The 18113-nt window shown below is 63.8% G+C and carries 17 protein-coding genes and 1 pseudogene; 13 read left to right on the plus strand and 5 right to left on the minus strand.

The window, feature by feature from the left end; genetic code table 11:
* Window positions 1-2 precede the first annotated feature (2 nt).
* The 5 genes and pseudogenes from HAH_RS06910 to HAH_RS06930 all read left to right on the plus strand — a co-directional run bounded on the left by HAH_RS06910 (window position 3) and on the right by HAH_RS06930 (window position 5444).
* Window positions 3-1765, plus strand: a pseudogene (locus tag HAH_RS06910) (acyl-CoA carboxylase subunit beta).
* 128 nt (window positions 1766-1893) lie between these two features.
* The gene (locus HAH_RS06915) at window positions 1894-2277 is read left to right on the plus strand and encodes a DUF5658 family protein (RefSeq protein WP_014040271.1); all 384 of its coding nucleotides are present in this window, start codon (window positions 1894-1896) and stop codon (window positions 2275-2277) included.
* A 308-nt stretch (window positions 2278-2585) separates the two neighbouring features.
* Window positions 2586-3842 carry a Glu/Leu/Phe/Val family dehydrogenase gene (locus tag HAH_RS06920; protein ID WP_014040272.1) on the plus strand — a complete coding sequence of 419 codons (1257 nt, stop codon included), beginning with the start codon at window positions 2586-2588 and terminating at the stop codon, window positions 3840-3842.
* A gap of 63 nt (window positions 3843-3905) precedes the next feature.
* Window positions 3906-4391: an SRPBCC family protein gene (locus HAH_RS06925; protein ID WP_014040273.1), complete on the plus strand. Its 486-nt coding sequence runs from the start codon at window positions 3906-3908 to the stop codon at window positions 4389-4391.
* Between the two features lie 144 nt (window positions 4392-4535).
* A complete protein-coding gene (locus tag HAH_RS06930) occupies window positions 4536-5444 on the plus strand; it encodes a DMT family transporter (RefSeq protein WP_014040274.1) in 909 nt (302 codons plus the stop codon).
* 17 nt (window positions 5445-5461) lie between these two features.
* On the opposite strand, the gene HAH_RS06935 is transcribed toward HAH_RS06930, so the two are convergent.
* The gene (locus HAH_RS06935) at window positions 5462-6256 is read right to left on the minus strand and encodes an RIO1 family regulatory kinase/ATPase domain-containing protein (RefSeq protein WP_014040275.1); all 795 of its coding nucleotides are present in this window, start codon (window positions 6254-6256) and stop codon (window positions 5462-5464) included.
* Between the two features lie 83 nt (window positions 6257-6339).
* Here HAH_RS06935 and HAH_RS06940 point away from each other — a divergent pair, with 83 nt between their 5' ends.
* Window positions 6340-7479, plus strand: coding sequence for an acyl-CoA dehydrogenase family protein (locus HAH_RS06940; protein WP_014040276.1), 1140 nt, complete (start codon window positions 6340-6342; stop codon window positions 7477-7479).
* Window positions 7480-7494: 15 nt separating this feature from the next.
* On the opposite strand, the gene HAH_RS06945 is transcribed toward HAH_RS06940, so the two are convergent.
* Window positions 7495-7911 (minus strand): universal stress protein, encoded by a 417-nt coding sequence (locus HAH_RS06945; protein ID WP_014040277.1) that lies wholly within the window; start codon window positions 7909-7911, stop codon window positions 7495-7497.
* Between the two features lie 55 nt (window positions 7912-7966).
* Window positions 7967-9430, minus strand: coding sequence for an RNA-splicing ligase RtcB (locus tag HAH_RS06950; RefSeq protein WP_014040278.1), 1464 nt, complete (start codon window positions 9428-9430; stop codon window positions 7967-7969).
* 215 nt (window positions 9431-9645) lie between these two features.
* Here HAH_RS06950 and HAH_RS06955 point away from each other — a divergent pair, with 215 nt between their 5' ends.
* The 4 genes from HAH_RS06955 (at window position 9646) to HAH_RS06970 (ending at window position 12122) form a co-directional block, all read left to right on the plus strand.
* On the plus strand, window positions 9646-10170 hold the full coding sequence (locus tag HAH_RS06955; RefSeq protein ID WP_044951822.1) for a DoxX family membrane protein: 525 nt from the start codon (window positions 9646-9648) through the stop codon (window positions 10168-10170).
* A 14-nt stretch (window positions 10171-10184) separates the two neighbouring features.
* Window positions 10185-10481, plus strand: coding sequence for a hypothetical protein (locus tag HAH_RS06960; protein ID WP_014040280.1), 297 nt, complete (start codon window positions 10185-10187; stop codon window positions 10479-10481).
* Window positions 10482-10672: 191 nt separating this feature from the next.
* Window positions 10673-11365 (plus strand): metal-dependent hydrolase, encoded by a 693-nt coding sequence (locus HAH_RS06965; RefSeq protein WP_023843252.1) that lies wholly within the window; start codon window positions 10673-10675, stop codon window positions 11363-11365.
* Between the two features lie 70 nt (window positions 11366-11435).
* Window positions 11436-12122 (plus strand): protein sorting system archaetidylserine synthase, encoded by a 687-nt coding sequence (locus HAH_RS06970; protein WP_014040282.1) that lies wholly within the window; start codon window positions 11436-11438, stop codon window positions 12120-12122.
* A gap of 25 nt (window positions 12123-12147) precedes the next feature.
* Here HAH_RS06970 and HAH_RS06975 read toward each other — a convergent pair whose 3' ends face one another.
* Window positions 12148-12924: an alpha/beta fold hydrolase gene (locus HAH_RS06975; protein WP_014040283.1), complete on the minus strand. Its 777-nt coding sequence runs from the start codon at window positions 12922-12924 to the stop codon at window positions 12148-12150.
* 147 nt (window positions 12925-13071) lie between these two features.
* Between HAH_RS06975 and HAH_RS06980 the strand changes: the two genes are divergently transcribed.
* Both HAH_RS06980 and HAH_RS06985 read left to right on the plus strand, forming a co-directional pair.
* On the plus strand, window positions 13072-13317 hold the full coding sequence (locus HAH_RS06980) for a DUF7127 family protein (RefSeq protein WP_014040284.1): 246 nt from the start codon (window positions 13072-13074) through the stop codon (window positions 13315-13317).
* Window positions 13317-15590 (plus strand): CDC48 family AAA ATPase, encoded by a 2274-nt coding sequence (locus HAH_RS06985; protein ID WP_014040285.1) that lies wholly within the window; start codon window positions 13317-13319, stop codon window positions 15588-15590. The genes HAH_RS06980 and HAH_RS06985 overlap by 1 nt, the downstream gene beginning before the upstream one ends.
* A gap of 77 nt (window positions 15591-15667) precedes the next feature.
* Here HAH_RS06985 and HAH_RS06990 read toward each other — a convergent pair whose 3' ends face one another.
* A complete protein-coding gene (locus HAH_RS06990) occupies window positions 15668-16420 on the minus strand; it encodes a TrmB family transcriptional regulator sugar-binding domain-containing protein (RefSeq protein ID WP_014040286.1) in 753 nt (250 codons plus the stop codon).
* A 131-nt stretch (window positions 16421-16551) separates the two neighbouring features.
* On the opposite strand from HAH_RS06990, the gene HAH_RS06995 reads away from it, so the two are divergent.
* Complete coding sequence (locus tag HAH_RS06995; protein ID WP_014040287.1) at window positions 16552-18087, plus strand: sensor histidine kinase; 1536 nt, start codon at window positions 16552-16554, stop codon at window positions 18085-18087.
* Window positions 18088-18113: the final 26 nt, after the last annotated feature.

Consider the following 18113-nt stretch of genomic DNA (forward strand, 5'->3'; position numbering starts at 1 on the left):
GTATGAAAGTGCATATCGCGGCCGAGGCCACGCGCGACGAGGCGTCGGCCATCGCGGCCGCCGTCGCCGAACACACCGGCCGAACTGTGGAAGTGTACGTCGGCGACGATGAAACCCCGACGTTAGTCCGCGAGGTGACCGATGAAGATGGGGCCGAAGATACAGCCGTGGACGGCGATTCGGCGGACGCTGCACCGACGGAACGAGAGAAACGCCTCCGTGAAGAGATCGCCGACATCGAACGTGGCGGGCCGCAGAAGTACCGCGACCGCCTCACCGAGCAGGGGAAGCTGTTCGTCCGCGACCGACTCGAACTCTGGTTCGGCGACGATGGCCTGGACTTCGAGGACGGCCGGTTCGCGAACTTCGACTCGTGGCATCCCAGCAGTCCCGACGTGGACGACGAGGACGACCGGCTGCCGGCTGACGGACTCATCACCGGCGCGGGGACCTTCGAGGGCAGACAGGTACACGTCGCCGCCAACGACTTCACCGTCAAGGCGGGATCAATCGCTCGCCACGGCGTCGAGAAGTTCCTCCGACTGCAAGAGCGCGGGCTGAAGAGCGGACAGCCGTTACTGTATCTGGTCGATTCCTCGGGCGGCCGTATCGACCAGCAACGAGGCTTCTTCGCCAACCGCGAAGGGATCGGGAAGTTCTACTACAACCACTCGCTGCTATCTGGCGCGATTCCACAGATATGCGTCCTATACGGCCCGTGTATCGCTGGCGCGGCCTACACGCCGGTGTTCGCCGACTTCACCGTCATGGTCCGTGGCATGAGCGCACTGGCTATCGCATCCCCCCGAATGGTCGAGATGGTCACTGGCGAGGACATCGACCTCGAAACGCTCGGCGGGCCGGACCTGCACGCCCGTCACTCCGGCAGCGCGGATCTGGTCGCCGACGACGAGGACCACGCCCGCGAGCTCGTGGCGCAACTCTCACGTATCTGCCCGATAACGCTGACGAGAAACCGCCACGGACCGACGGGACCGCGCCGGCAGTTGACCCTGCGGGCCTCGACTCGGTCATCCCCGCAGAACCGAACAAAGGCTACGATATGCACCGAGTTATCGAACACATCGTCGACGCCGACTCCTTCTTCGAACTGCAGTCGGAGTACGGGGCCGAAATTCTGACTGGATTCGCCAGAGTCGACGGCCGGCCCGTCGGTATCGTCGCCAACCAGCCGAGCCAGCGGGCCGGCGCGATATTCCCTGATTCGGCCCGCAAAGCGGCCGGCTTCGTCTGGACCTGTGACGCCTACAACATCCCACTGCTGTACCTCTGTGACACGCCGGGATTCATGGCTGGCTCCTCCGTCGAAAAAGAGGGCATCCTCGAAGCCGGCAAGCGAATGATTTACGCCACCTCACAGGCCACCGTTCCGAAGCAGTGCGTCGTCGTCCGGAAGGCCTACGGTGCGGGCATTTACGCCATGTCAGGCCCCGCCTACGACCCAGAAACGACACTCGCGCTCCCGGGCAGCGAAATCGCGATTATGGGCCCCGAAGCCGCAATAAACGCGGTGTACGCGAACAAACTGGACGCAATCGGCGACCCGGAAGAGCGGGCCGAGCGCGAGCAGGAGCTACGCGAGGCGTACCGCGAAGGCATCGACGTCCACCGGATGGCGAGCGAAGTCGTCATCGACGAGATCGTTCCGCCGGGTGACCTCCGAGACGAAACCGTTGCCCGGTTTGACCTGTACGAGGATGTCGAAATGGACCGGCCCGAGAAGAAACACGGGACGATTCTCTGACTGTATTCGCGGCGGCCCATACACCCGTGCTTCCTGGGAGTAGACAGCCCCTACCCCATCCGTTTCAGTAGTAAACACTGTGTATTTAATACATTGGGTGAAAACAGGAAAACAGACCACGTGGGGGCGTGGTTGCGGAGGGTGACGTGTTCACAACGGACCGAACGGTCCCGATAGGGATCATCGACGGGTGGTGTAGCGCCCTGCTTGACGAACTTGCAGCCGTCGAGCGAGAGCTATGGCTGGTAGTCGCCGTGACGCTCATCATCGACGTGTGGCTGACACACGTCGGCCTCCAGCACGGCCTCCACGAGGGAAACCCCGTGATGCGGGCCGCGATAGAGACGTTCGGGATCGCCGTTCTCGGAGCGACGAAAGTCGGCGTTCTCGGGCTTGCAGGGCTGACCCGCCAGCTGCTGAACGAGCAGCGCGGCGTCGTCGTGCCGCTCGGGCTAGCGCTCCCGTGGGTGGCGGCCGTCGTGATAAACGCGGTCCTCTTGATTAGCCTGTAGCCGTCTCGGGGTTTCCGTCCTCCGATTTCAGTCGTCTGCACGCTGGACAAAGGCCGTCCGCTCGAACGTACAGACGAGCGTGTCGCCCTTGCTGCAGCGTCGACCTGCATCGTAGCGATACCACGGCCTCGTCGCCGGTCAGTCGCTTGTACAGGACCGCCGTTTCCGCACGGATCGTATCGCCATGGACGACTGTGCTCAATCGCCAGCAATCCATGTGGCCGACTAGTGCCGTTGTGGGTATCGCTCGTCTAGAGAATCCCATGGACGGCGGTACTCTTTTGCCCACAGTCTGAGACATTCCGCGTATGTCTCCAGAGGTAAACCCGTTTGAGAGTTTACAGGAGCAGATCGACGACGCGTCGGACTATCTCGAATATTCGACCGACGTGCTCGAACGGCTGAAACACCCCGAGCGAGTGCTGGAGACGAACCTCTCCGTGGAGATGGACGACGGCTCCGTCGAGGTGTTTCGAGCCTATCGCTCACAGTTCAACGGCGACCGAGGGCCGTACAAGGGCGGAATCCGCTATCACCCGCAGGTCACACGCGACGAGGTCAAGGCGCTGTCAGGCTGGATGGTGTACAAGTGCGCCGCCGTTAACATCCCCTACGGCGGCGGGAAAGGCGGTATCGAGATCGACCCGCGCCAGTACTCGGCCGACGAGATAGAGCGGATAACGCGGTCGTTCGCGAAGGAACTTCGCCCGATCATCGGCGAGGACCGGGACATCCCCGCGCCCGATGTCAACACCGGACAGCGCGAGATGAACTGGATCAAAGACACATACGAGACGCTGGAGAACACCACCGAGCCCGGCGTCATCACCGGCAAGGCCCCGGAGTCGGGCGGCAGTGCGGGCCGCGTCGAGGCGACGGGTCGTTCCGTGATGCTCACCGCACGCGAAGCGTTCGACTATCTCGGCAAGGACATCGAGGACGCAACCGTGGCCGTGCAGGGCTACGGGAACGCCGGCTCCGTCGCGGCGAAGCTCATCGAGGACTTGGGCGCGAACATTGTCGCAGTGTCCGACTCCTCCGGTGCCGTCTACAACTCCGACGGACTCGACGCACGCGACGCGAAGGCGTTCAAAAGCGAGACCGGGTCGCTAGCCGGCTACGAGGGCGCGACGGAAGAGCTGACGAACGAGGAGCTGTTGACGATGGACGTGGATCTGCTCGTTCCGGCGGCGCTCGAAAACGCCATCGACGGCGACCTCGCACGCGACGTACAGGCCGACATCGTCGTGGAGGCGGCAAACGGCCCGCTGACACCGAACGCGGACGACGTATTCACGGAGCGCGACGTGGCCGTGTTCCCTGATATCCTCGCCAACGCCGGCGGCGTCACGGTGTCGTACTTCGAATGGGTCCAGAACCGCCAGCGGTTCTACTGGTCCGAAGAGCGGGTCAACGACGAACTGGAGACCATCATTACGAACGCGTTTGACGACCTCGTCGAGACCTACGAGGAGACCGGCGCGCCGAACTTCCGGACGGCGATGTACGTCGTCGCCATCCAGCGCGTCGTCGCTGCCGCAGAGGAAGGCGGTATCTGGCCCTGACTCCGTCCCGGCATCGGTCGTGGCTATCGCGGGTGTTTTGCCGGCGCTTCCCCTACTGCGTGTATGAACGTTTACGAGCGGCAGGTTCGCGTCGAAGCCCCGCTGTCAGAAGTCTGGAAGTTCCACGCGACGGGCGATGGGCTGGTCGCGCTGACTCCCGACTGGATGAACATCCGCATCGAGGCGGAGCGGGGACCGGATGGCGAGCCGAATCCCGAGGAACTGACCGCCGGGTCGGTTGTCGAATCCTCAATCAAGCCGTTCGGCGTGCCGCCGCGCCAGCGCTGGGTCTCGAATATCGTTGCGCGGGAGGAGGGCGAGGACGAAGCGATGTTCCGCGACGTGATGGAGGAAGGGCCGTTCCCCCACTGGGAACACACGCATACGTTCAAAGCGCTGAGCGACAGGGAGACGCTCGTCCACGACCACGTCGAGTTCGAACTGCCCGGCGGACCGCTGGGCCAGGCCCTTGGCCCCTTCGGCTGTCTCGGGATGGAGCCGATGTTCCGGTATCGCCATCAGCAGACGAAGGAACTGCTCGAAGGGTAACTCGCCCTGTCCGCGGACGGCACGGCCCCGACTATGGTCTCCGGTGTTTCTTTATTCCCATGCCTGATACTGCCACGGGATGAGTGGACGTGTCGTCGCGGTAACTGATGGGGCCCTGCTGTCTCCGCGCCACAACGGAGCGAGATGGGCGTGACCGAGCCGCGAATCGACCCGCGAATCGCACTGGCCGTCGCCGTACTTGCGGTCAGTACGAGCGCAATTCTCGTCCGCTGGAGCGCGGCCGCGGCGTCGGTGGCGGCCTTTTATCGCGTCCTGTTGACGACCGCGCTGCTGGCCCCGCTGGCGCTGGGCCGGCATCGGTCGGCGTTCGGACGGCTCTCCCGGCGGGACGTACTGGCGGCTGCGGCGACTGGCGTCGCGCTCGCAATTCACTTCGCCGCATGGTTCGAGAGTTTGGCGTGGACAAGCGTGGCAGCCTCGGTCACGCTGGTCCAGTGCCAGCCGCTGTTCGTCGCTGTCGGCGCGTGGGCGCTGCTCGACGAGCGCGTCACACGCGGCACGACGGCGGGCATCCTCGTCGCTATCGGCGGCATCGTCGTGATGTCCGTCGGCGAACTGCTCGGCGGTGGCGCCATCGGCCCGCGTCCGCTGTACGGCAACGCGCTGGCCCTCGTCGGCGGTGTCATGGCCGCCGGCTACGTGCTCGCCGGGCGCTCGCTCCGCCAGCGGTTCCCCCTCATCCCCTACGTGACCGTGGTCTACGGCGTCGCCGCGATATGCCTCCTCGGCTTCGTCGTCGTGTCGGGCCACCCCGTGACCGGCTACCCGCCGCAGGAATGGTCCCTGTTCCTGGCGATGGCCGTCGGTCCCGGCGTGTTCGGCCACACCGTCCTCAACTGGGCACTGGCACACGTCGAATCCAGTATGGTTAGCGTCTCGCTGTTGGGTGAGCCAGTCGGGAGCGCGCTGCTGGCGCTGCTGTTGCTCGCGGAGATACCCGGGCCGTCGACCGTCGCCGGCGGGGCCGTCGTGCTTGTCGGTATCGGCGTTGTCGCAAGAAGCCGGGCGGTCGGGGCAACGCCGGCGGACTGACACTGTTCCGAGCCAGTCTAGGCGCGCTTTTCCACGGCCCCGCGGATTTCTGCGGCGGCGAAGTCGTGGTCCGGGCGGATGTTGACGAAGTCGAGGAACTCCTCCGCGGCCAGCAACTCGGACGTATCGTAGTGGCGTGCGGCGGCGGAGACAGCCGGTGGCGCACCGATGAGCGGCTCCAACGCGCCCAGCGCACAGGCAAGGTCGTAGGCGCGAGCGTCGCTGATCGCTTCCTCGCGCACGCTCGTGGCGTCGATGAAGTACAGGTCGTCGTGGGCCACGAGCACGTTCTCACACCGGAAATCGCCGTGAGCCAGGCCGTCCTCGTGCATCCGGTGAAGAAAGTCAAACACCGTCGGGCTGTGTCGCTCGACGGTCTCGGCCGGGAGGTCGTCCAGCGGTTCGAAGTCTGGGATGTACTCCAGCACGAGTACCCCCATCCCGTCGTATTCGAAGGCCTCTATCGGCTCGGGGGCGTTGACGCCGATCTCCCGCATCCGCCGGGTCGCCGCCAGTTCGTGTTCTGCCATCTCGTAGGGCGTCCCGAAATGCTCGAAAAAACCCTCGGTCCCTGACGAGAACGCGCCGATGTTTCGGCCGGCGGTCAACAGTGTATGAACCAGCGAGTTCTGCCCCGTGATGACTTTCACGAACCACTGATCATTGACGACCAGCGGAGTCGAGAGCCAGTTGTCCGCCTCCAGAAACGCCACATGGGCCGCGGGCTCGTCGTACCGCTCCATTACCGCTCGCACCACGCCTTCGAGTTGCTCCCAGGGGACCGTCCCGCGGAGGAGTCGCCGGAACGCCATTCCACCTGAGAAAAGCCGTGGACGGGCAAATGGCTTGTGTCTGCCCCCGTGTGCTATTTAATAACACAAGACATAGATTCGGTATGGAGTTCGACGTTCCCGGCGAACACCGGATGATACGGGATTCGGTCCGCGAGTTCTGCGAGAACGAGATTCAGCCGATAGCCCAGGAGATAGAGGACGAGCACCGGTTTCCGGCGGAAATATTCGAGGAACTGGGCGAGCTTGATGTCATGGGTGTGCCGATCAGCGAGGAGTGGGGTGGTCTGGGCGGCGATACGTTGATGTACGCGCTCGTCGCCGAGGAACTCGGGCGCGTTTCCGGGAGCATCGGGCTCTCGTACGTGGCCCATACCTCGCTCGGAAGCAAGCCCATAGAGTTGTTTGGCACAGATGCACAGAAAGAGCGCTGGCTCACACCGCTCGCTTCCGGCGAACACCTCGGCGGCTGGGCGCTGACTGAACCGGGCAGCGGGAGCGACGCCAGCGACATGGACACGACGGCCGAGCGGGACGGCGACGAGTACGTCATCAACGGCACCAAGCAGTTCATCACGAACGCCTCCGTCGCCGGGTCGGTGCTAGTCAAAGCCGTCACCGATCCTGAGTCCGGCTACGACGGCATCTCGACGTTCATCGTCGGTCCCGATGACGACGGCTGGGAGGTGACGACCGAGTGGGACAAAATGGGGCTGAACGCTTCACCGACCTGCGAACTCCAGTTCGACGACTGTCGGATTCCCGCGGACCGACTGCTCGGCGACGAAGGCGACGGCTGGGAGCAGACGCTGAAGACGCTCAACGGCGGCCGCATCTCTATTGCTGCGCTCTCGACGGGGCTCGCACAGGGGGCCTTCGAGGCCGCGAAGTCCTACGCCACCGAACGCGAGCAGTTCGACCGCCCCATCTCGAAGTTCGACGCCGTCCGGGACAAGATCGTCGAGATGGACCGCAAAATCGAGCGCGCCCGCCTGCTGACCCACAAGGCGGCGACGATGTACGACCAAGGCGAGGACGTGACGCGGCTCTCCTCGCTGGCAAAGCTCGACGCCAGCGAAATCTGTCGTGAGGTCGCCGAGGACGCCGTCCAGGTGCTTGGCGGGTACGGCTACACGACTGATTTCGCGCCACAGCGGTTCTACCGGGACGCGAAGCTCATGGAAATCGGCGAGGGGACAAGCGAGATTCAGCGAATGGTACTCGGCCGGGAACTGGGTCTGTGATACTCAGAGCGACGCTTACACGTCGGACGGGCGTTCGGGGACGATAGTAACGGGCACGTCGGCGGCGTCGATGACAGCGACTGCGGCGTCGCCTTCCCGGAGTCTGCCGGCCAGCCCCTTCGGCTCGTGGCCCATGACGATGTGCCGAACATCCACGTCGGCTGCGAGTTCCAGTAGTTCGTTGCCGATCCGCGTGCCCGAACGCATCGCGGACCGACCGACGTGTTCGATGGCGACCGTCGCCACGATGGTGGCGTCGCGGAACCGCTCGCGCATCTCGTCCCGGAGTTGCATGGCCGTGCCGTCGGCGGTGTCCTCGTCGACGAGGTGGACGACGTACAGTTCCTCGTCGAGCCCGTCAGCGAGTCGAACTGCCGTATCGATGACCGCCGGAGAGACCGAATCGTTGGCGATAGCCACGAGAATGGTCATACAGGACACAAGGCCTTCGCGTGCAAATCACTTTCTGCCGAACTAACAGGTCCGCTCACTCAGTCGCCTTCAGGTTGTGGACCGCGTCGACCCACTCGACGACCTCTGCTGTCGGCCGGAGGGCCGAGAGGATGGCCTCGGCGTCCTTGTACGCCATCGGCGCTTCGTCCCGGACACCTTTAATGACGGACTCCGAGTAGACGCCGTCCATCGCTGCGGCGAACTCGTCCATGTCGACCTCGCTGTGGGCCTGCCGGCGACTCATCACGCGACCCGCGCCGTGCGGCGCTGTCTGGTGGTACTCGTCGTTGCCCCTCCCGCGTGCGATAATCGACCCGTCGGCCATGTTGAACGGGACCAGCAGCCGCTGTCCCTCGCGGGCCGGGGTCGCACCTTTTCGGATGGTCAGGTCCCTGAAATCTATATAATTGTGAATCGATTGAAACTGGTCAACGGGGTTGATCCCCAGCGCGTCGCAGACGGCGTCGCTCATCAGTTCGCGGTTCCAGCGGGCGTACTGCTGGGCGAACAGCATGTCGACGAGGTAGCCGTGAGCCTCGCGGCCTTCGAGCCAGTCTAAGTCCGTGTTGCGGTCCTCGTCGTCGCTGCTGTGGATGGCGTCCTGGACCTGTCCCAGCGCGTCGAAGGCGTCCTCGATTTCCTTGCCGTCCAGTTCGCGGCGGAGGCGGTCCTTCCGGATGTAGGATTCGCCCATGCCGCCAGTGACCCAGGCGTAAAGGTCGCGGGATTCGACTGTATCGGGGTCGAACTTGAGATACTCGACGTACTCGTCGGGGATCTGCTCGCGGATCTCGCCGATGGTCCGGCGGTCCGTCGCCGTCGATTGCCAGTATTCGGCGACAGACTTACCCAGATACCGGGACCCGCTGTGGATGACCAGCCAGTAGTCGCCCGACTCGCGTGCCCGGCCGAACTCGACGAAGTGGTTCCCGCCGCCCAGCGTCCCCGCACTCTTGATTATGTACCCCATTCCCTGGCGCTGGTCGGCCAGCACGCGGTCACACAGCGACTCGAAGTACTCCTCGTCGTAGCCGTCGAAATCGAACTCTACAGGGTCGATGTGCTCGCCGAACCGCTCGGCGTAGGCCGCGTCGAACTGCTCGAAGATGCGGTTGGCCCGCTCGAACGGGAACTCCTCGACGAAATGGACCGCGTCGTCGTAGTCGTGAACCGACCGCCCCATCGGGACCGCCTCGCGGACGCGGCGCTCGCGCTCTTCGTCTTCCAGCGGGAGCTCCGGCCCGAGGTTCGTCGCGGCCATCCCACAGCCGACGTCGACGCCGACGATGTTCGGGACGACGCGGTCGCCAAGCGGCATCGTGAAGCCGATGGGTGCGCCGGCCCCCCAGTGCGTGTCCGGCATGATCCGCACCGGTTCGGTGAACGCAGGATGGTCGATGAGCGTCTCTATCTGCTCCCGACACCCAGCCTCGACGAGCGATTCGTCGTCGACCATCACCCGCGCTGTGGTGTGTTCGCCCGTCAGTTCGAGTACCATTGGTGTCCTACCGTAGTTGCATGGATGGTTTGAACCTCACGGTGGCCCGTGGTGTCTCCCCGTCGGAGGAAATAAAAACGCAACCGAACAGGTGTCGAAACGCTAAACGGCTGATACATCCCTTCTCAGGGGCTGAGATGTGTTTTCACTCGGTGGGAACACCCTCTCCCTTATATGCCACCGTGGTGCGGAACTCCATATGTGAGGTGACACAGATGTCCTATCAAGCGGCGAACCCCCTGGCAGACGACTTCGAGCTCGAGCTCGGCGGGGCCTGGACCGCATACTGGCTGGCGTTCCTGCGTGTCGTAACCGGCTGGTGGTTCTTCCACGCAGGCGTAACGAAGCTCATCGAGAACGGGCTGGCCTACAGCTACGGGCCGACGTATCTCAAGCAGATGACTGGCACGGCACTCGGTCCGCTCCCCGTGCTGATGGGCGAATACCTTGGCTGGCTCATTCAGGCAATGGTCCCGCTGGGCGAGACGCTCATCGGGCTGGGACTGATGGTCGGCGCGCTAGTCAGGCTCGCCTCCGTCTTCGGGGTCTTCTTCATGGCCCTGTTCTGGATCGGCAACGCGGAGTTCGGCCACGGGCTGGTCAACAGCGACTTCATGGGCATGCTGCTGTTCATGACGATGATCGTGCTGGCTACCGGTCGCTACTACGGCCTCGACGCGATCATCGAGAAGACCACACTGGTCAAACGACACCCGAAACTGAGGTACCTGCTCGGCTAAGGAGGTGACCACCAATGCAACAACACACCACCGTCATCGACAAAGCGGCGATGGCACTCAGCGGCGGACTGATGCTGCTGGGCGTCGTCGTCCTCGGCATCGTGGAGATACTGGCGGGTAAGCCCTACAGCGCGGCACCGCTGACGAACGACGCGGGCGAGATCATCGCCACCCCGATGATCGATCCGACGCTCCGGACCGGACTGGTCCTGGCCGGCCTCCTGGTCCTGGCCCTGTACGCGCTCTACAGGCTCGTCGCCCCAATGAAGAATCAGACGGCCACGGCACAGCAGGAAATCACGGCAGACTGAGCGGTTCTCGTTTTCGCTGTTTTGACTCGGTGTGTCGATACTGTTTACAGAAGTGATAGTGGGTGCCGCACCACCCCACCGATTCCCCACTAACAACGTATTTACTATGGGTATATTAATCAAGTGGGGTAGTTTCTCATTCTGATAGCGCCCACCACAACGCTCATTTCTGTGGTGGTGTTGATATCTATATGCCTTCGCTGGTGGTTCACTACGCCTTCGTTGGGTTACTCGCCGCAACGCTGCTGGGTGCTGCATTCGACAAGCGGTCGCTGCTCCTTTCAATACTTGTTGTCACGTTTCCCGATGTAGACGCGTTCGTGGGCCTCTACTGGCAGGCCGGCCACCGGGCTGCGACGACGAACCTCGTCATCCCCGCGGTGCTGGCGCTCCTCATCGCAGTTGACCTGTACGTGCGCGACGACTCGTATATCAGGGGCCGATGGGGGGCCTACGGTGTTCGAGTCAGTTGGTTCTGTGTCGTGGTGTATGCGGTGGGCCACGTCCTGCTTGACATGATTACGGGCGGTGCGAACCTCTTCTGGCCGCTGTACGACCAGTTCTATCAGCTCAGCGGCCATCTGGAGCTGTCGAGCCAGCGCGGCATCGTCCAGACGTTCGTCGAACTGCCCGAGCCGTCTTCTCAGGCTTCCGGTGGCACCGGCACGGGCGGGAGCGGCGGGTCGACCACGCAGTCGATGGGCAACTCCAGCGAGGTACAGATGAGTACCGGCATCGACCCGAATCCGGGACAACCGGAACCAGAAAACGTCGACCGCGTGTTCCCCATCGCCCGAAGCGGCTGGGAACTGGTCGTCCTCGTCGTTGGGACGCTCGCCACCACCGCTCGCCTCGTTATCGGCCACGACCTCCCGGAGGAGTAACGCGGCCGGTCGGCACTGCGTAGCGTTCGTTTTCGAGTCCTTCATATACGCCGTGGCCAACCGGGGAACCATGGGCTTCGAGGTACGCCGACGACTCAGTGTCGCCGACACGGTGACGTTGTTCAACGCCGTCGTCGGGTTTGTCGCCGGAGCCATCGCCTTCACCGACCCGCATCTGGCCGCTCGGCTCATTCTGCTGGCTGTTATCGCCGACGCTATCGACGGGATCGTCGCCCGGAACGGCGACAGTTCGGCGGTCGGCCCGCTGCTCGACTCTGTGACTGACGTGGTCTCCTTCGGCGCGACACCGAGCCTCTTTCTGTACGTGCTGTTGACAGACGCCTACGGCGGCATCGAGTCCGCCCACCCGGCCGTGTTCGTCGGCCTCGCCCTGCTCGCCTCCGCGTACGTCGTGTGCTCTATCGTCCGGACCGCGTTCTACTCGACGTACTTCGATTCTCCCGACGAGCGGCCGGGTATGCCGAACACGCTCGGGAGTATCATCATCGCGACGGCGTATCTGAGCGGCGTCACGAACCCGCTCGTGCTGAGTGTCGGCGCGCTCGGCCTCTCGCTTGCGATGATCGCGCCCTTCGACTACCCCAAGCCAGGGCCGAAACACGCCATCCCGATGGGTGTCGTGCAGGCTGTCGCCGTCGTCGCACCAGCGGCGTTCTTCCGGGCTGGGCCGCGGGCGATGCTCGCCATCTCGCTGCTGTTTTTCGCGCTTGGGCCGTGGGTCTACTCCGGAGAGTAACCCCTCTCCAGCCGCTCAGGCCCGCTCAGACCGTGTCATCGATGAACTCCTCTAGGACGTCGTTGAACGTCTCGGCCTGTTCGACCATCGCGAGGTGTGCAGCGTCGGGAATAAACGACACCGCTCCGTCTTGGACCTCGCGGGCCAGTGTCTCGTGATACGCACGCGGGGTCAGTTTGTCGTGTTCGCCACAGACGGCCAGCAGGGGCACGTCAATCTCGCCCAGTCGTTCGCGCACGTCGAAACCGTGACACGTCATGAAGTCGCGGCGGGTTACCGCCTGCCCGACCGTCTCCATCTGCTCGTGGGAGCGCGACACGGCCTCGTGGCCGGTGTCGTGGAACAGGCGGTCCCGTTCGTGCAGGAACTCGACGGCGCGGTCCCAGTCGTCCGCGAGCCACTCCTGTAATCCCTCGAACACCGGGAGTTCGGGGCCGGTCCCCAGCAACACTATCGCCTCGGGCGTCCAGTCCCGCTCCAGTGCGACCCACTGGGCGACGGCCCCGCCCAGCGAGTTCCCGACCAGCACCTCCGCGTCTGTCTCCCGCCCCACAGCGACCACGTCGTCCGCGTAGGCGTCGAGTGTCGTGGTCCCGGCGTCGGTGTCGATATCGTCCGAATCTCCGTGCCCTGACAGGTCCAGTGCGACGGCGGGGTGAGCCGGTCCGGATGGCGCGTACTGACGACCCCACACGCGGTGTGTCGCCCCGCTGCCGTGGACATACAGCGCCGTCGGCCCCGATGCCGCAGGCTGTGTCTGTCTGTACGCCGTGACTCGCCCGTCGTGATTGACCCGTTCCATGCGACACCGTTCGGAAGCGGTGTGGATAAAAGGTTGGCGCGCTCAGCTGAGGTGTGAACCGCATTCAAGCAACTACACTCATTTTTCCGCCGTACAGCGTATTTCAGCGGTAGATTTATATACTTGTCACGCTTACTTTGAGTTAGCATGACTTCAGAACAGCAGTTGTTCGACGAGACGCCCCTCCGCCGATTCGAGTACGACGACAGCGTCGTGTTCGCGGCGGACGTGGGACCTGCCGCCGATGCGAGTGTCGATGTGGTCGACGGGACCGTCATCGTCGTCGCAGACGGCCACCAGTACGAACAGGAGATCCCCGCTGGCGACGCACGAGCGTTTATCAACCACGGGGTTCTCACTATCGAACTGTCAGACGGCGAGGGAGATAACTGATGAGACTTACTGTTAAACCACTCAAACAGAAAGACGCTGGCCGTGGCCTCGCGGCGATTGACCGCGCCGCGATGGACGAACTCGAACTCGAGAACGGCGACTACATAGTTCTCGAGGGGAAGCAGGACAGTCGCGCTGTCGCCCGGGTCTGGCCCGGCTACCCCGAGGACGAGGGGAAGGGCATCGTCCGCATCGACGGGCAGCTCCGCCAGGAGGCCAACGTCGGTATCGACGACCCCGTCAACATCGAGAAGGCCGACGTCAACCCCGCGACCTCGGTCACCGTCGCGCTGCCCCAGAACCTTCGGGTCCGGGGCAACGTCGGTCCGATGATCCGCAACAACCTCAGCGGCCAGGCCGTCACGCAGGGCCAGACGGTTCCGGTGAGCTTCGGCCTCGGACCGCTCTCCTCGATGTCCGGCCAGAAAATCCCGCTGAAGATCGCCGAGACCGAGCCCTCCGGCACGGTCGTCGTGACCGACTCCACGGACATCCAGGTCAGCGAGATGCCCGCCGAGCAGGTCCACAGCGGCGAGGGCGCACCTGAAGCGAGCGACACTCCCGACGTGACCTACGAGGACATCGGCGGGCTCGACCGCGAACTCGAACAGGTCCGCGAGATGATCGAGCTGCCGATGCGCCACCCCGAACTGTTCCAGCAGCTCGGCATCGAGCCGCCGAAGGGCGTCCTCCTGCACGGCCCGCCCGGCACGGGCAAGACGCTGATGGCCAAGGCCGTCGCCAACGAGATCGACGCGTACTTCACCACTATCTCCGGGCCGGAGATCATGTCGAAGTACTACGGCGAGAGCGAGGAGCAACTCCGTGAGGTCTTCGAAGAGGCCGAGGAGAACGCCCCCGCTATCGTCTTCATCGACGAGATCGACTCCATCGCCCCGAAGCGTGGCGAGACCCAGGGCGACGTGGAGCGCCGCGTCGTCGCCCAGCTGCTCAGCCTGATGGACGGGCTCGAAGAGCGCGGACAGGTCATCGTCATCGGCGCGACCAACCGCGTCGACGATATCGACCCCGCCTTGCGCCGTGGCGGCCGCTTCGACCGCGAGATCGAAATCGGCGTCCCGGACAAGAAGGGCCGCAAGGAGATCCTGCAGGTCCACACCCGCGGGATGCCCCTCTCCGAGGAGATCAACATCGAGAACTACGCCGAGAACACCCACGGCTTCGTCGGCGCTGACCTCGCGACCCTCACGAAAGAGAGCGCGATGAACGCCCTCCGGCGCATCCGCCCCGAACTCGACCTCGAATCCGACGAGATCGACGCCGAGGTGCTCGAACGCCTGGAGATCAGCGACAAAGACTTCCGCGAGGCGATGAAGGGCATCGAGCCCTCCGCGCTCCGGGAAGTGTTCGTCGAAGTCCCGGACGTCACCTGGGACTCCGTCGGTGGGCTCGAAGACACCAAGGAACGGCTCCGGGAGACTATCCAGTGGCCCCTCGAGTACGAAGACGTGTTCGAGTCGATGGACCTCGAAGCCGCGAAGGGCGTACTGATGTACGGCCCGCCCGGCACCGGGAAGACGCTCTTGGCGAAGGCCGTCGCCAACGAGGCCCAGTCCAACTTCATCTCCGTGAAGGGGCCGGAACTCCTGAACAAGTTCGTGGGTGAGTCCGAGAAGGGCGTCCGCGAAGTGTTCAGCAAGGCCCGCGAGAACGCCCCGACCGTGGTGTTCTTCGACGAGATCGACTCCATCGCCGGCGAACGTGGCGGCGGCACGACCGACTCCGGCGTCGGCGAACGCGTCGTCTCCCAGCTCCTGACGGAACTGGACGGGATCGAGGACATGGAGAACGTCGTGGTCGTCGCGACCACGAACCGGCCGGACCTCATCGACGACGCGCTCCTGCGCCCCGGCCGACTCGACAGGCACGTCCATGTGCCCGTCCCGGACGAGGAAGCGCGCCGCGCCATCTTCCAGGTCCACACCCGCGACAAGCCGCTGGCCGACGGCGTCGACCTCGACGAACTGGCCAGCCGCACGGACGGCTACGTCGGCGCGGACATCGAAGCGGTCGCCCGCGAGGCGTCGATGGCCGCGACCCGGGAGTTCATCAACAGCGTGGACCCCGAGGACATCGGCGACAGTGTCAGCAACGTCCGCGTGACGATGGACCACTTCGAGCACGCGCTCTCCGAAGTCGGCCCCAGCGTCACCGAGGAGACCCGCGAGCGCTACGACGAAATCGAGCAGCGCTTCGACCGGGCCGAACCCGGCGTCACTGACGAGAGCACGGCCAGTCGCACCTTCCAGTAGCGACGGTCGGCACTCGATAGCGACGGTCGACACACCGACGCTGATTGTTACGTCTTACAGGCGATTTTCTCGCTGCGTTATTCGTCGTCAGCCCTGTCCAGCGTGATCTCGCGACACTCGTAGGCTTCCTTCGTCGCACCGGCCCCGCCGACAGTGACCGGTCCGGCATCGGTCTCGATAGTGAGTGACCGTTCGGCCGGGTTCGTGCTCGATGCGGGATAGACGACGCTCTGCCGGACGTTTATCACCGGTCCCGATATCGTCGTCTCCGTCCGGTCCGCAGTCGAGATGACCCGAGCGCGAGCAGTGATCGCCGTCCCCGCGCGCAACGCCAGCGCCGCCATGAGTACCGCGAACTGGAACGCGGAGAACGTTCGCGGGAACGCACACACGCTAGCGATGTAGTGTTCCGTCCCCATCAGCCAATGAGTGCCGAGAAACATCGCGAATTCGTCGTGAGCGAGGTTTTCGTTGTCGAACTCGGTCGCCTGATATTCTGCTATCGAGTCGGTCAACAGTCCGGAATGCCCAGTGAATCCGCGCTGGATATCTGCGGTCACGAGCAGTGGGGTAATACCGCTCTCGATTGTCCTGACCGCCGTTGCGATATCCTCGTATGCGGGCGTCGGTGCCGTCGCATCGCCGTGGACCAGTAACAGTACCAGTACATCCCGCTCGATAGCGGCGCTGAGTTGCGGGACAAACTCCGGGAGGGACGATTTCGGGACCGCAACCGTGAGGCTCTCCTCGGCACTGTCGATAAGAGATTGTATCGCATCGATGACTGCCGACTGGGTCCGATGGATTTCCAGCCCCGGTTGTGCCATCATCAAAGGATACGGTGCCGTGTGTATAAATCGTCCCCTGAAATGGGCAATAGTGTCGCTGAGATGGTGGAGGTGTCAATAATGGAGTGTTTCGTGGTGTAACTTCTTTATGCGTGTGTCTCCTCGGAAGGGTGATGAAGTCACAGCCCACCGTCCTGTTTGTCCGTAGTCCGAGCCAGGACAGGGCCGCGATTTCGATGCTCCGGGACAGTGATCTCACCGTCCACGAGTTCGACGGTGTTCGCGATCTGGAGTGTGCGCTCGGCGACTACGACACGGACTGTGTCGTCACGAACTGCGAAGTGGAGAACCCGGACGGGACACAGTATCTCGGTGGGTTGACCCTTATCGATCGACTGCAACGAAATCACCCCGAACTCCCGGTCGTCCTCTTTGCCGAGGTGACAAACGGCGACATCGCCCGCGAGGCCTACAGCCGCGACGTGTTCGGCTACGTTCCGAGCACAGTGAGCGACGCTCACCAGCGGCTCCTAGCGCGGGTCGACGCCGCCGTCGCTTCCAGCCCGGCCCGTCAACGGGCGAACAAGCGAAAACAGCTCAACGAGGCCGTCCGGCTGGTCAATCAAGCGCTCGTCCGCTCACAGTCGCGGGTGGATATCGAACGCGACATCACGGCGGTTCTGGCGGGCACAGCCAGATACAGCGAGGCCTGTACGGTGACCTGTCAGCACGACAGGCCAGTCGTTCGAGCGCTGGGTTCACAGCGTGACCGCGTCTCCATCACCGTGCCGGAGCCGTTGTGCCGCGCCGAGTCGGAGGACCGACTGGTCGTTGCGGATATCGACCCAGCAACGTTCGCAAATGACACAGACGCACTGGAAACGGACTGCGCCCGAGTTCTCGCTGTCCCACTGGTGTACGATGGGACGTCGTACGGCGTCCTCGGAGTGTACGCAGACCGCGTCGATATCTTCGACACGGAAGAACAGGACACGTTCCGGGAGGTCGGCCACAACATCGCGCTGGCTATCGACGCGAGCCAGACGAAAGACGCGCTCCAGCAGCGGACGACGGAACTGGAACGACAAAAAGAGCGACTCCGAGAGCTCGCACAGATAATCTCACACGAGCTCCGGAACCCGCTTCAGGCGGCGATGGGACGAGTCGAACTGCTAGCCGCGGAACACGCCGCCGAGGAGTTCGACGCCATCCAGCGCAGCCACACCCGCATGTCATTTCTCATCGACGACCTCATGGAAATCGCCCGTCAGGGCGGCCGACAGTACATCGTCGAGCCGGTAACACTCTCCGACGTGATGGCGAACGCCTGGACGACGGTCGACACCGACGGGTCGACCATCGAAATCGACTGTACCGAGACGATACTGGCCGATAGTGGCCGACTGTGTCAGCTCGCGGAGAACTTCTTCCGGTTCGCGACGGAGCAGGGCAATACCGAGAAGATAACGATCACGGACACGGTCGACGGGTTCGCCCTCGAACACGACGGCACCCCGTTGGAGACGGGAAACGAGAAACCGTTTGAACTCTACTACGCCTCCAGTGACGAAGGGGTTGGGCTCCACCTCGCCGTGATCCGGGAAATCGCACACGGTCACGGGTGGGAAACCGCCCTCTCCAACGACTCGACGGGACGGGTCCGACTGGACGTAACCAACGTCGAGCGGCCGGCAGCGAAAACCACGTAACGACCCCGCCTCGCCGTACGTGACTC

Origin of the sequence: Haloarcula hispanica ATCC 33960 (assembly GCF_000223905.1) — an archaeon.
GTDB lineage: Archaea > Halobacteriota > Halobacteria > Halobacteriales > Haloarculaceae > Haloarcula > Haloarcula hispanica.

Bases quoted from the DNA above. Each gene is read 5' to 3' on its own strand.
- HAH_RS06920 (WP_014040272.1), top strand. From the start codon at position 2,586: ATGTCTCCAGAGGTAAACCCGTTTGAGAGTTTACAGGAGCAGATCGAC.
- HAH_RS06925 (WP_014040273.1), top strand. From the start codon at position 3,906: ATGAACGTTTACGAGCGGCAGGTTCGCGTCGAAGCCCCGCTGTCAGAA.
- HAH_RS06930 (WP_014040274.1), top strand. From the start codon at position 4,536: ATGGGCGTGACCGAGCCGCGAATCGACCCGCGAATCGCACTGGCCGTC.
- HAH_RS06935 (WP_014040275.1), bottom strand. From the start codon at position 6,256: ATGGCGTTCCGGCGACTCCTCCGCGGGACGGTCCCCTGGGAGCAACTC.
- HAH_RS06940 (WP_014040276.1), top strand. From the start codon at position 6,340: ATGGAGTTCGACGTTCCCGGCGAACACCGGATGATACGGGATTCGGTC.
- HAH_RS06945 (WP_014040277.1), bottom strand. From the start codon at position 7,911: ATGACCATTCTCGTGGCTATCGCCAACGATTCGGTCTCTCCGGCGGTC.
- HAH_RS06950 (WP_014040278.1), bottom strand. From the start codon at position 9,430: ATGGTACTCGAACTGACGGGCGAACACACCACAGCGCGGGTGATGGTC.
- HAH_RS06955 (WP_044951822.1), top strand. From the start codon at position 9,646: ATGTCCTATCAAGCGGCGAACCCCCTGGCAGACGACTTCGAGCTCGAG.
- HAH_RS06960 (WP_014040280.1), top strand. From the start codon at position 10,185: ATGCAACAACACACCACCGTCATCGACAAAGCGGCGATGGCACTCAGC.
- HAH_RS06965 (WP_023843252.1), top strand. From the start codon at position 10,673: ATGCCTTCGCTGGTGGTTCACTACGCCTTCGTTGGGTTACTCGCCGCA.
- HAH_RS06970 (WP_014040282.1), top strand. From the start codon at position 11,436: ATGGGCTTCGAGGTACGCCGACGACTCAGTGTCGCCGACACGGTGACG.
- HAH_RS06975 (WP_014040283.1), bottom strand. From the start codon at position 12,924: ATGGAACGGGTCAATCACGACGGGCGAGTCACGGCGTACAGACAGACA.
- HAH_RS06980 (WP_014040284.1), top strand. From the start codon at position 13,072: ATGACTTCAGAACAGCAGTTGTTCGACGAGACGCCCCTCCGCCGATTC.
- HAH_RS06985 (WP_014040285.1), top strand. From the start codon at position 13,317: ATGAGACTTACTGTTAAACCACTCAAACAGAAAGACGCTGGCCGTGGC.
- HAH_RS06990 (WP_014040286.1), bottom strand. From the start codon at position 16,420: ATGATGGCACAACCGGGGCTGGAAATCCATCGGACCCAGTCGGCAGTC.
- HAH_RS06995 (WP_014040287.1), top strand. From the start codon at position 16,552: ATGAAGTCACAGCCCACCGTCCTGTTTGTCCGTAGTCCGAGCCAGGAC.